At 50.4% G+C, this 16,151-nt stretch carries 17 protein-coding genes and 1 pseudogene; 9 read left to right on the top strand and 9 right to left on the bottom strand.

All coding sequences use genetic code 11. The annotated features are described in order from the left end of the window. Nucleotides 1-131: 131 nt before the first annotated feature. The 7 genes from O71_RS05990 (at nucleotide 132) to pncA (ending at nucleotide 6,878) form a co-directional block, all read left to right on the top strand. On the top strand, nucleotides 132-1,571 hold the full coding sequence (locus O71_RS05990) for a DEAD/DEAH box helicase (RefSeq protein ID WP_007654337.1): 1,440 nt from the start codon (nucleotides 132-134) through the stop codon (nucleotides 1,569-1,571). Between the two features lie 310 nt (nucleotides 1,572-1,881). Further along, nucleotides 1,882-2,925 (top strand): carboxypeptidase-like regulatory domain-containing protein, encoded by a 1,044-nt coding sequence (locus tag O71_RS05985; protein WP_040573784.1) that lies wholly within the window; start codon nucleotides 1,882-1,884, stop codon nucleotides 2,923-2,925. After that, nucleotides 2,909-4,330: an outer membrane beta-barrel family protein gene (locus tag O71_RS05980; RefSeq protein WP_040573782.1), complete on the top strand. Its 1,422-nt coding sequence runs from the start codon at nucleotides 2,909-2,911 to the stop codon at nucleotides 4,328-4,330. The genes O71_RS05985 and O71_RS05980 overlap by 17 nt, the downstream gene beginning before the upstream one ends. A 113-nt stretch (nucleotides 4,331-4,443) precedes the next feature. After that, nucleotides 4,444-4,581, top strand: coding sequence for a hypothetical protein (locus tag O71_RS23710; protein ID WP_155800588.1), 138 nt, complete (start codon nucleotides 4,444-4,446; stop codon nucleotides 4,579-4,581). Nucleotides 4,582-4,680: 99 nt separating this feature from the next. Then, the gene (locus tag O71_RS05975; protein WP_007654336.1) at nucleotides 4,681-5,304 is read left to right on the top strand and encodes a DUF5025 domain-containing protein; all 624 of its coding nucleotides are present in this window, start codon (nucleotides 4,681-4,683) and stop codon (nucleotides 5,302-5,304) included. Between the two features lie 99 nt (nucleotides 5,305-5,403). Next, complete coding sequence (locus tag O71_RS05970) at nucleotides 5,404-6,120, top strand: PIG-L deacetylase family protein (RefSeq protein WP_007654335.1); 717 nt, start codon at nucleotides 5,404-5,406, stop codon at nucleotides 6,118-6,120. Between the two features lie 149 nt (nucleotides 6,121-6,269). Beyond that, nucleotides 6,270-6,878 (top strand): bifunctional nicotinamidase/pyrazinamidase, encoded by a 609-nt coding sequence (gene pncA, locus O71_RS05965; protein ID WP_007654334.1) that lies wholly within the window; start codon nucleotides 6,270-6,272, stop codon nucleotides 6,876-6,878. Nucleotides 6,879-6,895: 17 nt separating this feature from the next. Here pncA and O71_RS05960 read toward each other — a convergent pair whose 3' ends face one another. The 4 genes and pseudogenes from O71_RS05960 to rocF form a co-directional block, all read right to left on the bottom strand. Further along, a complete protein-coding gene (locus O71_RS05960) occupies nucleotides 6,896-7,831 on the bottom strand; it encodes a 1,4-dihydroxy-2-naphthoate polyprenyltransferase (protein WP_143732079.1) in 936 nt (311 codons plus the stop codon). A 51-nt stretch (nucleotides 7,832-7,882) separates the two neighbouring features. Then, nucleotides 7,883-8,380, bottom strand: coding sequence for a glutathione peroxidase (locus O71_RS05955; RefSeq protein ID WP_143732077.1), 498 nt, complete (start codon nucleotides 8,378-8,380; stop codon nucleotides 7,883-7,885). A 238-nt stretch (nucleotides 8,381-8,618) separates the two neighbouring features. Next, nucleotides 8,619-10,408: pseudogene (argS, locus tag O71_RS05950) on the bottom strand (arginine--tRNA ligase). 8 nt (nucleotides 10,409-10,416) lie between these two features. After that, nucleotides 10,417-11,388 (bottom strand): arginase, encoded by a 972-nt coding sequence (gene rocF / locus O71_RS05945; protein WP_040573780.1) that lies wholly within the window; start codon nucleotides 11,386-11,388, stop codon nucleotides 10,417-10,419. Between the two features lie 170 nt (nucleotides 11,389-11,558). On the opposite strand from rocF, the gene O71_RS05940 reads away from it, so the two are divergent. Further along, nucleotides 11,559-12,953 (top strand): decarboxylase, encoded by a 1,395-nt coding sequence (locus tag O71_RS05940; protein ID WP_007654330.1) that lies wholly within the window; start codon nucleotides 11,559-11,561, stop codon nucleotides 12,951-12,953. A 90-nt stretch (nucleotides 12,954-13,043) separates the two neighbouring features. Next, nucleotides 13,044-13,202: a hypothetical protein gene (locus O71_RS23705; RefSeq protein ID WP_155800585.1), complete on the top strand. Its 159-nt coding sequence runs from the start codon at nucleotides 13,044-13,046 to the stop codon at nucleotides 13,200-13,202. Nucleotides 13,203-13,240: 38 nt separating this feature from the next. On the opposite strand, the gene O71_RS05935 is transcribed toward O71_RS23705, so the two are convergent. From O71_RS05935 to O71_RS05920, 5 genes are all read right to left on the bottom strand, one after another. Further along, on the bottom strand, nucleotides 13,241-13,711 hold the full coding sequence (locus O71_RS05935) for a hypothetical protein (RefSeq protein WP_007654329.1): 471 nt from the start codon (nucleotides 13,709-13,711) through the stop codon (nucleotides 13,241-13,243). 8 nt (nucleotides 13,712-13,719) lie between these two features. Beyond that, the gene (locus tag O71_RS05930) at nucleotides 13,720-14,292 is read right to left on the bottom strand and encodes a GNAT family N-acetyltransferase (protein WP_007654328.1); all 573 of its coding nucleotides are present in this window, start codon (nucleotides 14,290-14,292) and stop codon (nucleotides 13,720-13,722) included. Nucleotides 14,293-14,381: 89 nt separating this feature from the next. Beyond that, a complete protein-coding gene (locus O71_RS05925; protein ID WP_237717725.1) occupies nucleotides 14,382-14,852 on the bottom strand; it encodes a YdeI family protein in 471 nt (156 codons plus the stop codon). Between the two features lie 292 nt (nucleotides 14,853-15,144). After that, on the bottom strand, nucleotides 15,145-15,264 hold the full coding sequence (locus tag O71_RS27100; RefSeq protein ID WP_071530840.1) for an NTF2 fold immunity protein: 120 nt from the start codon (nucleotides 15,262-15,264) through the stop codon (nucleotides 15,145-15,147). A gap of 53 nt (nucleotides 15,265-15,317) precedes the next feature. Next, on the bottom strand, nucleotides 15,318-16,151 hold an 834-nt coding region (locus O71_RS05920), incomplete at its 5' end, for a DUF4981 domain-containing protein (RefSeq protein ID WP_007654326.1).

The raw sequence follows: 16,151 nt of genomic DNA, 5'->3' as shown, positions 1-16,151 counted from the left end.
ATAAAAATCTTATCTTTACCACAATTATCGCGGTTTAAAGGCCGCTAGGCCATAAAAATAATTTTAAGGAGATAACTTTGGATTTTCGTTCATTTAACTTACACGATGATGTAATCACCGGCATTGAGTCGATGGGATACAACACCCCGACCCCGGTACAACAGCAAGCCATCCCGCTTATACTAGAGCAGAAGGATATTATCGCCTGCGCTCAGACAGGTACTGGCAAGACTGCCGCTTACCTGCTACCGCTGATTGATCGCATTTCGCACGCTAATTATGATTTCACCAGCACCCTTATATTGGTTCCTACCCGCGAACTGGCGAAGCAGATTGATGAACAGGTAGAAGGCCTGGGCTATTTTGCCCCGGTTAGTTCTATTGCCATCTACGGTGGCAGCAAAGGCGACGAGTGGGAGCAACAAAAGCGCGCCCTCACCGGTGGAGCCGATATTATCATAGCCACGCCAGGACGTCTGATGTCGCATATGGCCCTGGGCTACGTGAAACTGGACCAGCTGAAGTACCTGGTACTCGACGAGGCTGACAAGATGCTGGACATGGGTTTTATGGATGACATCCTGAAAATCGTGCGTGCATTGCCTGCCGAACGCCAGACACTCCTCTTCTCAGCTACCATGCCGAAGAAGATCCGTGACCTGTCGCAGCAGATCCTGCAGCAGCCTGAAGAGATTAACCTGGCCATATCCAAGCCGGCCGAAGGGATTGACCAGCGCCTTTACCTGACTTACGACAATCAGAAATTGCCTTTGCTGGAGCACCTGATCCGGGAGTTGGAAGTGCAGAACATGATCATCTTCACCTCCCGCAAGTCAAACGTAAATCAAATTGTGCGCTCGCTGCGCAAGATGGGTTTTGAAGCCGAGGGCATTATGTCCGACCTGACACAGGAGGAGCGTGAAAAAGCGCTGCAGGGGTTCAAGAATCGTAAGTACCAGATTCTGGTGGCTACGGATATCCTATCCAGAGGTATAGACATCGATAGCCTGAGCCATGTGGTGAATTTTGACATGCCGCAGGATGCTGAAGACTATGTGCACCGTGTGGGCCGTACAGCCCGGGCCGCCTCTACAGGTATGGCCATCACGTTCGTGAACGAGAACGACATGTACCGTGTACGCAAGGTTGAGCAACTCATTGAGCGCGACCTTCCTAAACTTCCGCTTCCGGAGGGCTTTGGCCCTGCTCCGGTATTCGACCCGACGCGCCGTGACATGGGCCGTGGCCGTGGCGGAAAAGGCGGCGCAAGAACAGGTGGAGGAAGACCAGGCGGTAGCCCGCGTTCAGGCGAAGGCGGTGGCAGAGACCGCAATCGCCGCAGAGGGCCGAAGCCGGAAGGCTCAGCCCCACGCAACGAAGGCAACAACAGACCGATAAAGGCAGCCAACCCGCAGCCAAGAGGTGAGCAAGGCACTCCAAAGACAGAAGGGCAGGAAGGCGGCCAGAAACCAAACCGCAACAGGAACAGGAATCGCAACCGCAACCGCAACAAGCCGAGCGATTCTAATCCGCAGAACAGCAAGCCGCCATTTTCACAGGACAATAACTAAACAGAAAGGGCCTTTCCTACCGGAGAGGCCCTTTCTGTTTAACATCGGTTATACATGACATGCTCCCATCTCCCACACTTTATTTTACCCAATAACTAATTTTATAGGTCAAAACGCCTTTTCATCTAGAGAAAACGTGCGTTTATATAATATTTACAGAATAATATATATTATTTAATACCTTTCTACTCGTTACAACTTACGCTCCTCTGCATGTATGCTCGGTTAAGCCCCCGGTTCATGTGAAGTGAGGAACTTTGGCTTCGCAACCAAAGGCTGCCAGCGTTATTCTAACCATTTTTAACTCTATATGAAACAAACTTTACTGCTGGCACTCCTCTGGTGCCTGGCATGCCCGGCTTTTGCTCAGTTACCGGCACCGACAGGCACCATCAAAGGCATCGTAGCTGACTCTGCAACACAGGCCTCTCTGGACTACGTCACGGTAGTGATACAGGAAGCAGGAAAGAACCAGACAATCAAAAGCACTTTTACGAAAGACAATGGCTCCTTTGAGCTGACGGGCCTTGAGTTGAAGCAATACCAATTGGTGCTCTCATATGTAGGCTACAAAACAAAAGTGCTGCCTCTTCCGGCTTTTACCGGCACAACCATCGACCTGGGCAGGTTGCCCTTGGTTTCATCGGCCAAACAACTAAAGGAAGTGCAGATCGTGACGGAGAAGCTGCTGGTGGAGCAGGACATCGACAAGCTCACCTACAACGTAGATGCCGACCCCGAAAGCCAGACCATGACAGCCCTGGACATGCTCCGCAAGGTGCCGCTATTGAGCCTGGATGCTGAGGACAACATCAAACTGAATGGCAACAGCAACTACCGGGTACTTGTCAATGGCAAAACCTCATCACTGTTTGTACGCAGCCCGAAAGACGTATTCCGTAGTATGCCAGCCAGTACCATCAAAAGCATTGAAGTGATCACCAACCCACCATCCAAATACGAAGCCGAAGGCGTGGGCGGCATCATCAACATCATCACACATAAAAAGAACATTGGCGGCTACAATGGCTCTGTGAATGCGCAGGTATCCACCCCAAGAGGAAGCAACTTTGGCGGCTACCTGACAGCCAAAGTTGGCAAGGCGGGTTTTTCAGGCTATTTTGGTACCGGCTCCTATTACAGCCCACCTAACAGCAACAACCTGTACCGTGAAGACAACATACGCCAGACGGTGCTGCAGCAGATTGGAGAAAGCCGAAACGATAACACCTATCAGTATGCGAGCGGTGAGTTCAGCTACGAAATGGACACCCTAAACCTGTTCACGGCCAACTTCAGCATGAACATGAACAACGGTAATAACACACTGGCGCAGCGTGTTCGATCTGTTTAACTCCACAGGGGCACTGACCCAGGCTTACACACGTTTGAACAATGGCAACTTTACCTGGAGAGGCAGCGACTTTGGTGCTGACTACCAGCGCACCTTCAAGAAAAACAAAGATCAGCTGTTCACCCTTTCTTACAGGCTAAGTAACAGCGGCAATGGCAGCGGCTCAGACTTCATACTGGACCCAGTGCTCAACTTCAATGGCCAGGTAAGCCAGACGGACAATGACGGCAGTTCAGTAGAACACACCATGCAGGCTGATTATGTGCAGCCGATCAAAAAGCATACCCTCGAGTTTGGTGTGAAAACAATCTTACGACTGAACAGCAGCGATTATTTCTACAGCAACCAAAACCCCGAAACAGGCAATTTCGTGATCGATGAGAACCTGACCAACAGTTTCGACTACCGCCAGGATATTTATGCGGCCTATACCTCTCTCAGCCTCAAAAAAGGCGATTGGGGTCTGAAAACCGGTGCACGTCTGGAAGAGACTAAAATCGACGCGAACTTTAAGTCATCGGGAACAGTGGCTACTCCGGACTACTTCAACCTGATCCCGAACATTACGTTGTCGCGCAAGTTGAAAGGTGCCAGCACCATGCGTTTGTCCTATACACAGCGCATCGAGCGTCCGAGTCTTTACTACCTCAACCCGTATGTAAATCAGATCGACCCGCGCAACATCAGCTTTGGTAATCCGAAACTCGATCCTGCCACAAACAATGTGTTCAACCTGGCTTATAACACATTCGTGAAGGGGACATCTGTAAATGCAAGCATCTTCCATAACTTCACGAACAACTCCATCCAGAGCTATACCACGCTTGGATCTGACACCGTTGCCCGTACTACCTATGGCAACATAGGCCGCAACCAGACTTACGGCTTTTCCCTGAGCGGCAACACCACACTGTTCAAAAAGCTGAGCATCAATCTGAACTCCACTACCAACTACGTGAAGCTGACCAGCGTCATCGACGGCGTGCCACAGAACAACGAGGGCTTTACTTACAATGTGTTTGGTTACTCGAGCTACCGCTTCGACAAGGGCTGGCGGGCAAGCGGCAACATTGGCTATTATTCGTCACGCATTTTGTTGCAGGGCCGCTCAGCCGGGTATATCTGGAATAGCCTTTCGGTAAGCAAGCAGTTCCTGAAAGACAATAAAGCGACCCTCAGCTTCTCAGTGAACAGCCCGTTCCAGAAGAACCGTCGCTTCCTGAACGAGATCAATGATCCGCAGTTCACGCAGCGCCAAGAGAATTTCAATGTAATGCGCCGCTACAGCGTTGCTTTCAACTACCGCTTCGGCAAACTGAAGGGAGACATTGCCCGCAAGAAGCGTGGCATCAAAAATGACGATGTGAAAGCCGGAGAGCAGTCAGGCGGGGGCGGTGCGAATTAAAATTTTGTTAGGTTAGCTCCGGGAGCCGCTCAGCGAGGTGGCTCCTGGTCTAACTTAAAAAGCCTTTCTCTGAACAGAAGCAAAAGAGACTGCTCTGAAAACCAAATATCTTTGTGGACAGAAACGGAATTGTGCGAGAAGTAAACAAAGGAGCACCGATTCTGAATGAAAAAGACGAGAAGGGGAATTGGAAATTAGCTGTGAGACAACTTTACTCTCCTATCCTGAGCGGGTTGAAAAAAGGTGAATAATAGCTTTCTTCTCAATCAAATAAAGGAATAACACAGAGTTACAACAAAAGCAGGCTAGTCAAGTAAACAACTTAACCCCACACTGTTAAATAAGTACAGATGCAGTCAATAGCTATTCAGAAGAACAAAGCGCTTGCTTTCCTGTGCCTGGCGCTGTTTCTATTTTCCGGCTGTGAGAAGAAGGATCCTGGTCCCGAAGAACCTATTGTGGTTAATGAACTTGCTTTGGAGCTTGATGGTCAGAGCTGGCAGCCGACAGCAATTGATGGCGATAAATGCAGAAGCAGGTTTAACGGCGCCTGGTCAGTTCATACGGTAAATGACATTTCCTCACCAGCTTTTACAATCACAGCGCACAGCAACTCCGGCAAGAGTGACATGCAAGCAGATGACCTGCTTGAGATCCAAATTACAGGAGTACATAAAAAGGGCACTTACCATACGACCGGCACTTATCAGGAAATTTTCGACTCCTATGCTTATTACCTGATCACGCACGCCGATGGCACTTCTACCAGGTATGTGAATACACCTAATTCTTTTCAGGTAAGGGTAGATGAAATATTGCCGCTGCCAGGCTATGTCGCACTTCAGTCCATAAAAGGAAGCTTCGAAGGCATTCTCTTTCATGAACAAAACCCTGAGGAATTTATCAGAATTGAAAGGGGGAGTTTCAAGTTTAACAAGCCAAATAGCTCCAACCCAAACCATTGTAGCCTGTAGGACATCCTGCTAAACCCGATTTGCCTATATCCTGCAAACCGATCCGGCGCTTTTCTCCGTTTAAGTGAGCATCCAAACACTTAAACCAAAACCCCCATCATGCGCATTCTCTATATCTTCCCGCATCCCGATGATGAATCCTTCGGTCCGGCCCCTGTTATGTGGCAGCAACTGGAGCAAGGGCACCAGGTATACCTGTTCACCCTCACCAGGGGCGGTGCCACCAAGGTGCGGCATGAACTGGGCCTGAGCGTGGAAGAGATGGGCGATGTCAGGTACAAGGAAATGCTGGCCGTGGAGCGGGTGCTCGGCCTGACAGGCATGACGGTGCTCGACCTGCCCGACAGCAAACTGGCCGAGATGGACCCACGTGAGATTGAGAAGGTGGTAAAGGCGCACATCCGGCAGATAGAGCCGCAGGTCATCGTATCCTACCCGGTGCATGGGGTAAGCGGCTTTCATGATCACCTCGTGATGCACGCTGTCGTTAAGCGGGTATTCCTGGAGATGAAAGAGGGCGGCTCTGATTACCTGAAAAGGCTGGCTTTCCTGACGCTGCCAAACAAAACAGAACAGCCGCTGCAATCCGGCAAATTCCTGATGAAGCACAGCAGGCCCGACCTGATCGACTGCGAAGTGAAGCTGCGACCCGAGGACATAGAAATCATGAAGAAGGCACTGAACTGTTATGACACCTACCAGGACGTGATCAAGCAGGCGAATGTGGTGGAGTCGATCGGCGACACAGTTTACTTCGAAATATACCAGGAAGACCACAAGCCTCCGCTGGCCAACCTGACGGACGGGCTGGATTAAAGCATTAACTTTACTATTATATTGAGAACCTTATAGTGGTATCAGGCAAGGCCATGAACAGCGGGGTAACCTGATACGATTTAGGCAAGCAATGCTTAACTTAGCATATCAGACTGGCTTGCACCTATACTTATACCTAGCTTATACCCATGAAAGCATTATTGCTCATCGACATACAAAACGACTTCTTACCTGGCGGCGCACTCGCAGTTCCGGAAGGTGATCTGATCATCCCTATCGTGAACCAACTACAGGAGCAGTTTGACCTGGTGGTGGCGACACAGGACTGGCACCCGGCCGACCACAAGAGTTTTGCCTCCAACCACGAAGGAAAAAGCCCGTTCGAAACGACCGAACTACTCGGTCTGCCACAGGTGCTCTGGCCTGACCACTGTCTGCAAAACACCTCCGGAGCCGACCTCGCCCCTGCCCTCGAGACCAGAAAAATTGAAGCTATTTTCAGAAAAGGCACCAACCCGGAGATCGACAGCTACAGTGGCTTTTATGACAATGGTCGTCTAAAATCAACTGGCTTAGCGGACTACCTGCGTGGCAAAGGTGTGACTCAGGTATACCTGGCAGGGCTTGCCGCCGACTACTGCGTGTACTACTCCGCCAAAGATGCTCTCGGCGAAGGGTTTGAAAAGTATTTTATTGAAGATGCGACCCGCCCGATCAGTCAGGAAGGCTATGCCGCTGCTCGTGCCGACATGCTGGCCAGCGGCGGAAAAATCATACAGAGCAGCGACCTGCTTTAGTAACTGATCAAAACTGATTAAGCCACCACTTGGCCTATCCCAAAAAGCAGCACAAACAGCATGGTCGTAATCGCCATCTGCTTCAGGTATGGGTCGAGTTCTGATGACGTTTGCTTTTGCCATACCTTCACGGCATTGACTAACACAAGTGGTACAGCCAGCACAAACAGAAACTGCCACACGCTATAAAAGTTGAGCAGTACGTAAGCCAATGCACTAAGCACGCCTCCGGCCAGCAGCACCAGGTGATAAATGCGCGCCCGCACAGGTCCCAGACGCACAGGGATGGAGCGCTTGCCTGCCAGCACATCGGATTTGATGTCGCGAATGTTGTTCACGTTGAGTACGGCTGTAGAGAAGAAGCCGCAAACCATGGCCGGCAGAATCACCAGCATGGGCAGCGACTGCGCCTGCAAAAAGAAAGTACCCAGCACACCCACCAAGCCGAAGAATACGAACACGAAGATATCGCCCAGGCCGGCATAACCATAAGGTTTGGAGCCAGCTGTATAGTTAATGGCGGCCCAGATAGAAGCCAGTCCAAGAGCAAGAAAGACCAGGAACAGGTATATGCCTTCGGCACCGAAAGCCACCCACAACAGCAGCAAACCCGACACCAGCGACAGCAGGCTGAACACGGCCATCCCCTTCTTCATGTGCTCGGCTTTGATATGGCCCGCCTGCACCGCCCGCTTCGGTCCTTCCCGGTGCTCACTGTCGGCGCCGTGTATGGAGTCGCCATAGTCGTTAGCCAGGTTGGAGAGTATCTGCAGGAAGAGCGTCGTGAGTACGCAGAGGCCCACCACTACGGCATCAAAGGCACCGTAAGCAGCGGCCATAAAGCCCCCCATACCGATACAGGAAAAGGCCAGTGGCAGCGTACGCGGCCTAAAAGCGGAAATCCAGGCCTTTACCAGACCTGGATTCTGCGGAATGTGTTGTGTTGTGTTCAAGGTATTTTTCTCAAATATCAGGTATAGCATCAGTGCCTATACCTGATGTCATTACTTCTGAATCGCCGCCAGGATCTCCTCTCCCATCGGCTTCACTTTAGACGGATAGAAGGCCACTACTTTGCCGTTTTCGTCGATCAGGTACTTGCTGAAGTTCCAGCTCGGCTCGTCGTTGTTCGGGCTGTTTTTGGCCAGCCACTGGTAAAGCGGGTGCTGGTCATCGCCTTTCACGGATACCTTCTCCATCATCTGGAAAGTCACGCCGTAGTTCTTCTGGCAGAAAGCCGCAATCTCCTCTTCTGAACCTGGCTCCTGTCCGCCAAAGTTGTTTGCCGGGAAGCCCAGAATTACCACCTTATCGCCATGCGTCTCGTGGAGCTTCTGCAGGTCGGCATACTGTGGGGTATAGCCACACTCCGAAGCGGTGTTCACCACCAGCACTTTCTTACCCTTGAACTTCGAGAAGTCAATCTCTTTCCCGTCAAGACTTTCGATTTTGAAGGAATGGAATCCGTTAGTTTGTGCCGTCTGATTGGTCTCTGTTGCCATATCGTTTGTTTGGTTTGCATTAGATGATCCGCCTGTACAGGCTACTGATACACCTAGTACCATTGCTACTGTCAAAAGTTGTGTGCTGCGCTTCATGTTAGCTTTACTTAAGGTATAGATACTGGCTAAAAACCTCTTTAGGGTAATTTTGTTTTGCTGATTGTACATGTTCCATGAAAAGTCCCCCTTTGAAGGGGGCAGGGGGATGACACATTTCCCAAGCTAGCTTCCCTTATCTTTACATTCGCTCCGGCACTTCTATACCTAGCAGGCTCATGCTTTCGCGCACGAAGCGGGCTACCATGGCAGAGAGGGCGATGCGGAAGTTGCGGGCCTGCTCGTCGGTTTCGTTAAAGATCGAGATCTCCTGGTAGAAACGGTTATAGGCTTTGGCCAGTTCGTAGGCGTAGTTCGCGATAACAGACGGGGCGTAAAGCTTGCCGGCTTCTTTCACCACCTCCGGATAATTTACCAGCTGCACGATCACCTCCTGCTCTGCTTCGTGCAGGTTGTTGAAGTCACCGAAAGAAGCGGCGTCTACGGCAATGCCCATCTCACCCGCCTTGCGCAGGATGGCAGAGATTCGAGCGTGCGTGTACTGCACAAATGGCCCTGTGTTGCCACGGAAGTCAATCGACTCCTGCGGGTTGAAGAGCATACGCTTCTTAGGGTCCACCTTCAGCAGGAAGTACTTCAGGGCGCCCATCGCGAGGGTATGGTAAAGCTGCTGTGCTTCCTCCGGCGTAAAGCCTTCGATCTTTCCAAGCTCCTCTGTCTGCTGACGGGCGGTGTCGATCATCTCGGCTACCAGCTCATCGGCGTCCACTACCGTACCTTCCCTTGATTTCATTTTGCCGGATGGCAGGTCCACCATGCCGTAAGACAGGTGGTAGATACCTCTGCGTATGGCTTGCCGAGCTTCTTCAGCACAGCCTTCAGTACCTGGAAGTGGTAGTTCTGCTCATCGGCCACCACGTATACCGACTGGTCATACGGGAAGTCGTTGTATTTTAGCTCGGCTGTACCCAGGTCTTGGGTAATGTATACCGAGGTACCGTCAGAACGGAGCAGGAGCTTCTCGTCCAATCCTTCGTCGGTCAGGTCCACCCATACCGAGCCGTCTGGCTTTTTGAAGAACACGCCTTTCTGCAGGCCTTCATCCACACGCTCTTTACCCAAAGTATAAGTCTCAGACTCGTAATAGAACTTATCAAAATTAACGCCGATGTTGCGGTAAGTGGCATCGAAGCCTTCGTATACCCAACCATTCATGGTCTTCCACAGGGATACCACTTCTTCGTCGCCTTGCTCCCACTGCTGCAGCATGGCCTGTGCCTCCAGCATCAGCGGCGCCTTCTTCTTCGCCTCTTCCTTGTCCATGCCACCAGCTACCAGCTCGTCGATCTGCTCCTTGTAAGCTTTGTCGAACAACACATAGTATTTGCCAGCCAGGTGGTCGCCTTTCATGCCGCTGCTCTCCGGGGTTTCGCCATTGCCCATTTTCTGGTAAGCCAGCATGGACTTGCAGATGTGGATGCCACGGTCGTTCACCAGGTTCGCCTTCATCACGTTATGTCCGTTGGCCTTCATGATCTCCGACACGGAGTAACCCAGGAAGTTATTGCGAAGGTGCCCCAGGTGCAACGGCTTGTTCGTATTAGGCGAAGAGTATTCCACCATCACTTTCTTACCAGAGTCTGCTGCCTGCCCGTGGCTTGGGTTGGTCATCAGTTCACGGAACAGACGCACCCATACCTTCTCCTCTATTTCCAGATTCAGGAAGCCCTTCACCACGTTGAAGTTCTTCACCTCTGTGGCATGCTCTTTCAGGTAAGCACCCAATGCCTCTCCGATCTGCTCAGGGCCTTTGCCGGCCTGCTTGGTGTAAGGGAAAGTTACGAACGTGAAGCTGCCGGCAAACTCTTTGCGGGTTGGCTGGAGGGCGATAGTAGAAGCGTCAACAGTAAGGCCAAACAAAGCCTGAAGTGCCTGGCTAATGCTTTGGCTGATGGCGTTTTGAAGTTGCATTAAGTGAATTAATGTATAGCTGTTTTATTAAATTCTCGGTGTAAAATGGCGTCGGTGGCTGTCTCGAGTATGTCGAAAGCGTTCTCAGCCATGGTGTTTTCAGTGTCTAGCGTCGGGTTGATCTCGGTCATTTCGTAGCACACAATGCGCGGGTCCTGCAACAGGTGGTAATTCAGCAGCTTCGCCTCCTCTACGGTCAGGCCCACCTCTACCGGGGTACCGGTTCCTTTCGAGAATTTCGAATCGAGGCTATCCACGTCAAATGACACATAGATGATGTCGCAGTCCTGCAGGCGTCCGAGGGCTTCGGCGGCTACCTGCTCCGGCCCCTTCTTCCTAAGCTCAGCATAGGTAAAGTTTTTGATACCGTGTTTGGTCATCAGGTAATCTTCCGGCTCTTCGGTATCGCGCACGACAATGTATACCAGGTGCTCCGGCTTCAGCTTAGGGCCGTCATAGCCCAGCTTCTTCAGCGAGTTCCAGAAGAAAACGGTTTCTGGTGCCGGGTCATTTATCTGACGCTCCAGGTTGTCGATGTTGAGCGCCATGGCCAGCGGCATGCCGTGCACGTTGCCCGATGGCGAGGTATACGGCGAGTGGATGTCGGCGTGTGCGTCTACCCAGATAACACCCAGCGTTTTATCAGGGTATGCTGATTTTATACCTGCTATCGTGCCGTGGGCATTGGAGTGATCGCCCGACAGCACGAGCGGAAACATGTCCAGCTCCAGTGTCTGCTCTACGGCATTGGCAATGTTCTTCTGCACCGTCAGGATACTGTCGATGCGGTGTGCATTCGGGAACAGATCCCTGTCGAACAGGGTATAGTTAAGGTCGGGTACGCTGATAGAGTTGAAACGTTTGAAGTAGTCGCAGCCCTTATCCCAGCAGGCAACCCGCAGCGCGTCAACTCCCATGCTCGCCCCGCGTGTTCCGGCCCCCAACTCTGACCTGACTTCTATAAGTTTAATCTTTTTCATAGATCTATATGTTCTGCGTCGCTAGCTTCCATCTTTCACAAAATTTTCCGGCTATAAAGAGCCTAATAGGAACAATTTCATGAACGATTCATATAAATTGAACTAAGTTTTTGCAAAGATGGTAAATAACGAACAATATTGCATGTTTTCTTAAGAGCACAAGCACCATAATGGATAAATACACTGACCTAATACACCAAACGTTTGATTTCCCAACGGAAGAATTCACTGTAGAGAACAACGAATTGTACTTCAACGGTATTCCTCTGATGGACCTGATCAAGCAGTATGGTACTCCTTTAAAATTAACATACCTGCCCAAAATTAGTTCTCAGATTCAGAAGGCAAAGCGTCTTTTTAACGATGCCATTCAGAAACTGGATTACCAGGGTACTTATACCTATTGCTACTGCACCAAGGCTTCGCACTTCTCTTTCGTAATGGAGGAAGCTCTCAAAAACGGTATTCATATCGAGACTTCATCGGGTTACGATATGCAGATCGTGCGGGCACTGCACAAGAAGGGCAAAATCGACAAGAACACCTACATCATCTGCAACGGCTTTAAGCGTGAGCGTTACCGCCAGTGGATTTCGGAGCTGATCAACGACGGCTTTGTGAACTGTATGCCGATACTCGACCACCTGGGCGAGATAGACTACTACAAAGAGCACGTGAACACGAAGACTAAAGTAGGTATACGCCTGGCTTCGGACGAAGAGCCGAAGTTTGAATTCTATACCTCCCGACTGGGTGTGCGATACAACGACGTGATCGACCTGTATGAGCAGCAAATAAAGCCAGACGACCGTTTTGAGCTCAAGATGCTGCACTACTTCATCAACACAGGTATAAAGGACACCTCGTATTACTGGTCGGAGCTGAGCCGCTTTGTGCACAAGTACTGCGAAGTAAAAAAAGTATGCCCGGAGCTGGACACCATCGACATTGGCGGTGGCTTCCCGATCAAAACCTCCATTCAGGCGGACTACAACTACCAGTACATGACCGAGGAAATTCTGCGCACGATCAAGCGAATCTGCAAGGAAGAGGGTGTGCCGGAGCCGAACATCTTCACAGAGTTTGGCATCTTTACCGTAGGTGAGAGCGCCGCTAACATCTACTCTATCCTGGATGAGAAGCTGCAGAACGACAAGGAGCTTTGGTACATGATCGATGGCTCGTTCATCACGAACCTGCCGGATGCCTGGGCACTGAACCAGCGCTGGCCACTGCTGGCCATCAACCACTGGAACAAGGAATACCGCAAAATTCAGCTTGGCGGTATGACCTGCGACAGCCAGGACTACTATAACTCTGAGATGCACTCCTTCCAGGTGTTCCTGCCGAAAGCGCCAAAAGATGAGCCGCTTTACATTGGTTTCTTCCACACTGGAGCCTACCAGGAGCAGCTAAGCGGGTATGGTGGCATCAAGCACTGCCTGATTCCTTCGCCACAGCATATCCTGGTGGATCGTGATGAGGACGGGAAGCTGATCAGCTGGCAGTTTGCGCCAGAGCAGACCTATGAATCGATGCTAAACATATTGGGATACGAAATTTAAGACCGCGCGCGTTAAATTTGCGTATACTGTTTTGCATTTATAGTAAAAATTGTATTTTTGGATTACCATCGTTTACCTAACTATATTATCATGAAGAAATTAGCAGCATTCGGCGCATTCATCCTGGCACTGGGTATGACTTCTTGTAAGACCTACTGCCCAGCCTACAACTTTGCCAGCGTTGAGGTGTCTGAGCAAAACGCCCCGGCAACTGACCTTGTGCAAGAAACTGAAGTGATCAAAGGCTAATCCGAGCGGATTACCTATGGATATAAAAAAACCGGCCCTTAAGCCGGTTTTTTTGTTGCTATACATTTCCAATAAGCAGGTAACACTGCTGTGCTCCTGCGCCATCTGGTGGCGTACAGCCCAGCCAGGTAAGCCATGGGCAGATAGGCTATGGTTAGGTCAACAAAGGCAAACCACACTGGCGAAGGCAGCATCCAGACACTGGCTATACCTCCGGCCAGAAAGAAGACGCCTATACCGAGCACAAATTTCATTTTATGAGTGGCAGCCACAAAAGCAGCTACCAGTGCGCCCACAAATGTTCCCAGCGCATGCGCCATAAAGGGCATCAGAAAATGCTTCGGTTCAAACAGGTGCATCCCTGCCGACAGGCCCTCCGATGTAGTGGTATCCACACCTGCAGGTGGCGGAATAACAGCACCGCTCACCATAATAATGCTCATGTTGACGGCACTGCCGACCACGACTCCGGCCACAACGGCTAAAATGTTTCTCAGGATTGGGTTCATATTGATTTCTATGTGATTGATTCAGGATGGATGTAGGTATGCTTTGCGTGTGCTGCCTCGTCATCGACTTTCAACTCGTATAAAAGCAACTCTTCCGGATCGTTCGGCAGCTCTACTAATTTGCTAAACTTCAGGCCTAGTTTCTCCAGCAACCTTTGTGAGGCCACATTGTCTTTTACTGTGATTGCCTTCATCTGGGTAATGCCGAACTCCTCTATACCGGCTCGCTTTATTTCCAGGGCAGCTTCAAGGGCATAGCCTTTCTTCTCGTGCTCCGGCAGGAATGCAAACCCTATGTCAATGCCTTCCAACCCCTCCCGATCATAAAGCCCGCAAACCCCCAGCTTCTCCTGGTCTGTCTTCCGGATAACGGTGTAGTTTGCATACCCAAGTCGCTCTAGTTGTTCAGTGACTTTACTGCGGATATAAGCAGCCGCCTCCTCTACAGAATGCACGTTCCGATCACCAATATACCTGATCCAGGTCGGGCTATTGAGCAGTTTCAACATAAAAGCCGCATCATCTTCCGAAGTTGGGATCAGCAGCAGGCGTTCGGTTTCAAAAGATCTATACCGGGTCATGTTACAGCGAATTTTTATTAACGATAGGCATTTGGTCAATTCAAAAGGCTTATTGGCTTCTTATAATAATCTTGAAGTGTGTACTTCACTCAATTACTTTTTTTCTGGTACTTATTGTCTTTCCACTGATTCGTTCCCGCTTCGCTATCTGCAATAAGTGCTTTGATGCGCTTCGTTTGCGTAACGTGCTGCTTTGCGCTCATCACCCAATTGATGGAGGCTTTGCGGTAAGAAGTAGCAAGTGACTGAAAGTAGGACCATGCCTTTTCGTTTGCTTCAAACATCTGTACAAACTCAGGTGAAAGCGTGACCTCGGCTTTTTCATAAGCGTAAATCTTTGATTTACTCTCTGTCCGGTTGTTGAAACTGGCCAGCCCAGCCTCGTGCATGAGTCCTTGCCCCGTAAGTTCAGCCACTTTCCTGATATTGACAGCACTCCATATGCTGGAAGACTTCCGTGGCGTAAACCGAATGAGGTAACTAGTGCTGTCGATCGATTTTCGCACACCATCGATCCACCCAAAGCAAAGCGCCTGGTCAACGGACTGGCTCCATGTCATGCTGGGTTTACCGCTATCTACTTTATAAAAACCAACAACCAGTTCTGAGTGTGTGCTGTGGTGCTCCTCCAGCCATTTCCTAAATTCAGAAAAATGTGAAAAGAAAGTAGGATTCATCTTTATTTCTTTGTGATCGAAGAGTAATGCTAGGTAATTAGGGGATTATTTCTGAGCAGATGCAAGTATGCACCACAGAAGTAAGAGAGAAGAAGCCTGGGGAGTCGGATGATTTAACGGATTTGGCCATAAGGCGGAGCAGCTGGCTTATAGTTTTTATTGTATGGTGTTGTTCTCATTTCCCGTGCGTCAGCTTAATAAGCTTGCCGTCAGTTGAGTTGATTATTATAAGGATTGTTCCGCCTACCCAAGCATTCAACAATGTTGCTTTTAGCACCCAACACCGGTCAAGCAAATGGCTTTCGGAAGTACGAGGAGTAGCCGACCGTTAGTAACCCATCATAAAATCTACTCGTTTTTGGATATATATTTTTTTAAATATAAAGGCTTATCCCCATCTGCGGAAAAGATGAATTTCTCCATCGCCAACTCATGGTCTGGATCGGACCAGGTTGTGCCTTCCTGTTTTAGGAGGCGAAAGGAAAAAGAGTAGGTCGGGTCTGCGGCAAACTCTTTCAGATCGATTGGCAACGGCACGACCGAGAAGCCTTTGGTGACAACCCGCACATCCGCTATACTTCCCTTTTGCACCGCCTCACCGTCTTTCAGCACCTGCCACTCCACCCGCACCTGCTCCAGCGGGATGAAGTCAAAGCGATTGACCACTTTCAGGGTGCTGTTGCCGTCGGCCGTGAGTTCGGGCATGAAAGTCGCAGGCTGGTAAGCCCGCCTCAAGGCTGATTTTTTGTGTGCTTCCAGCTTATTCCATTTAGGTGCGGACGTAAGGGCTGGAAAATCCACTGCCGCAATAATGGGGAGACGGTACGTTATCTTGTTGATTTCCGCACTCAGGGCCTGGGAGGATGTTTTGGTGACACTCTCAGCAGGCGGTAGCAGCCAGGCAAGCAGGGAGGTGCGCCCTTTCAGCATGTGCAGCACCGCCTTCGTTTTCTCGTCCATCGGTGCACCTGGCTGCGGCGCGATCTGCTGCATGACGTACAGTCCGTACTGGTCGCAGATGTCAAACATCCTAGTGTATGGCAAGGGGGCTCCCGACAAGATGAGTGTGTTGACATTGTGCTGCTTGAGCTCCTTTGCCAGGCTTTCGAAGAAGGCATCAGGCAAGGGAACGTTGCCAGCAGGCAGCTCGTAGCGCACAGGATGCAGCCTGATCGGGGTTCC

Source organism: Pontibacter sp. BAB1700, from assembly GCF_000277005.1.
Classification (GTDB): domain Bacteria; phylum Bacteroidota; class Bacteroidia; order Cytophagales; family Hymenobacteraceae; genus Pontibacter; species Pontibacter lucknowensis.
The sequence above is the reverse complement of the archived record's forward strand: the minus strand, read 5'-3'. Positions and strand labels throughout refer to the sequence as shown.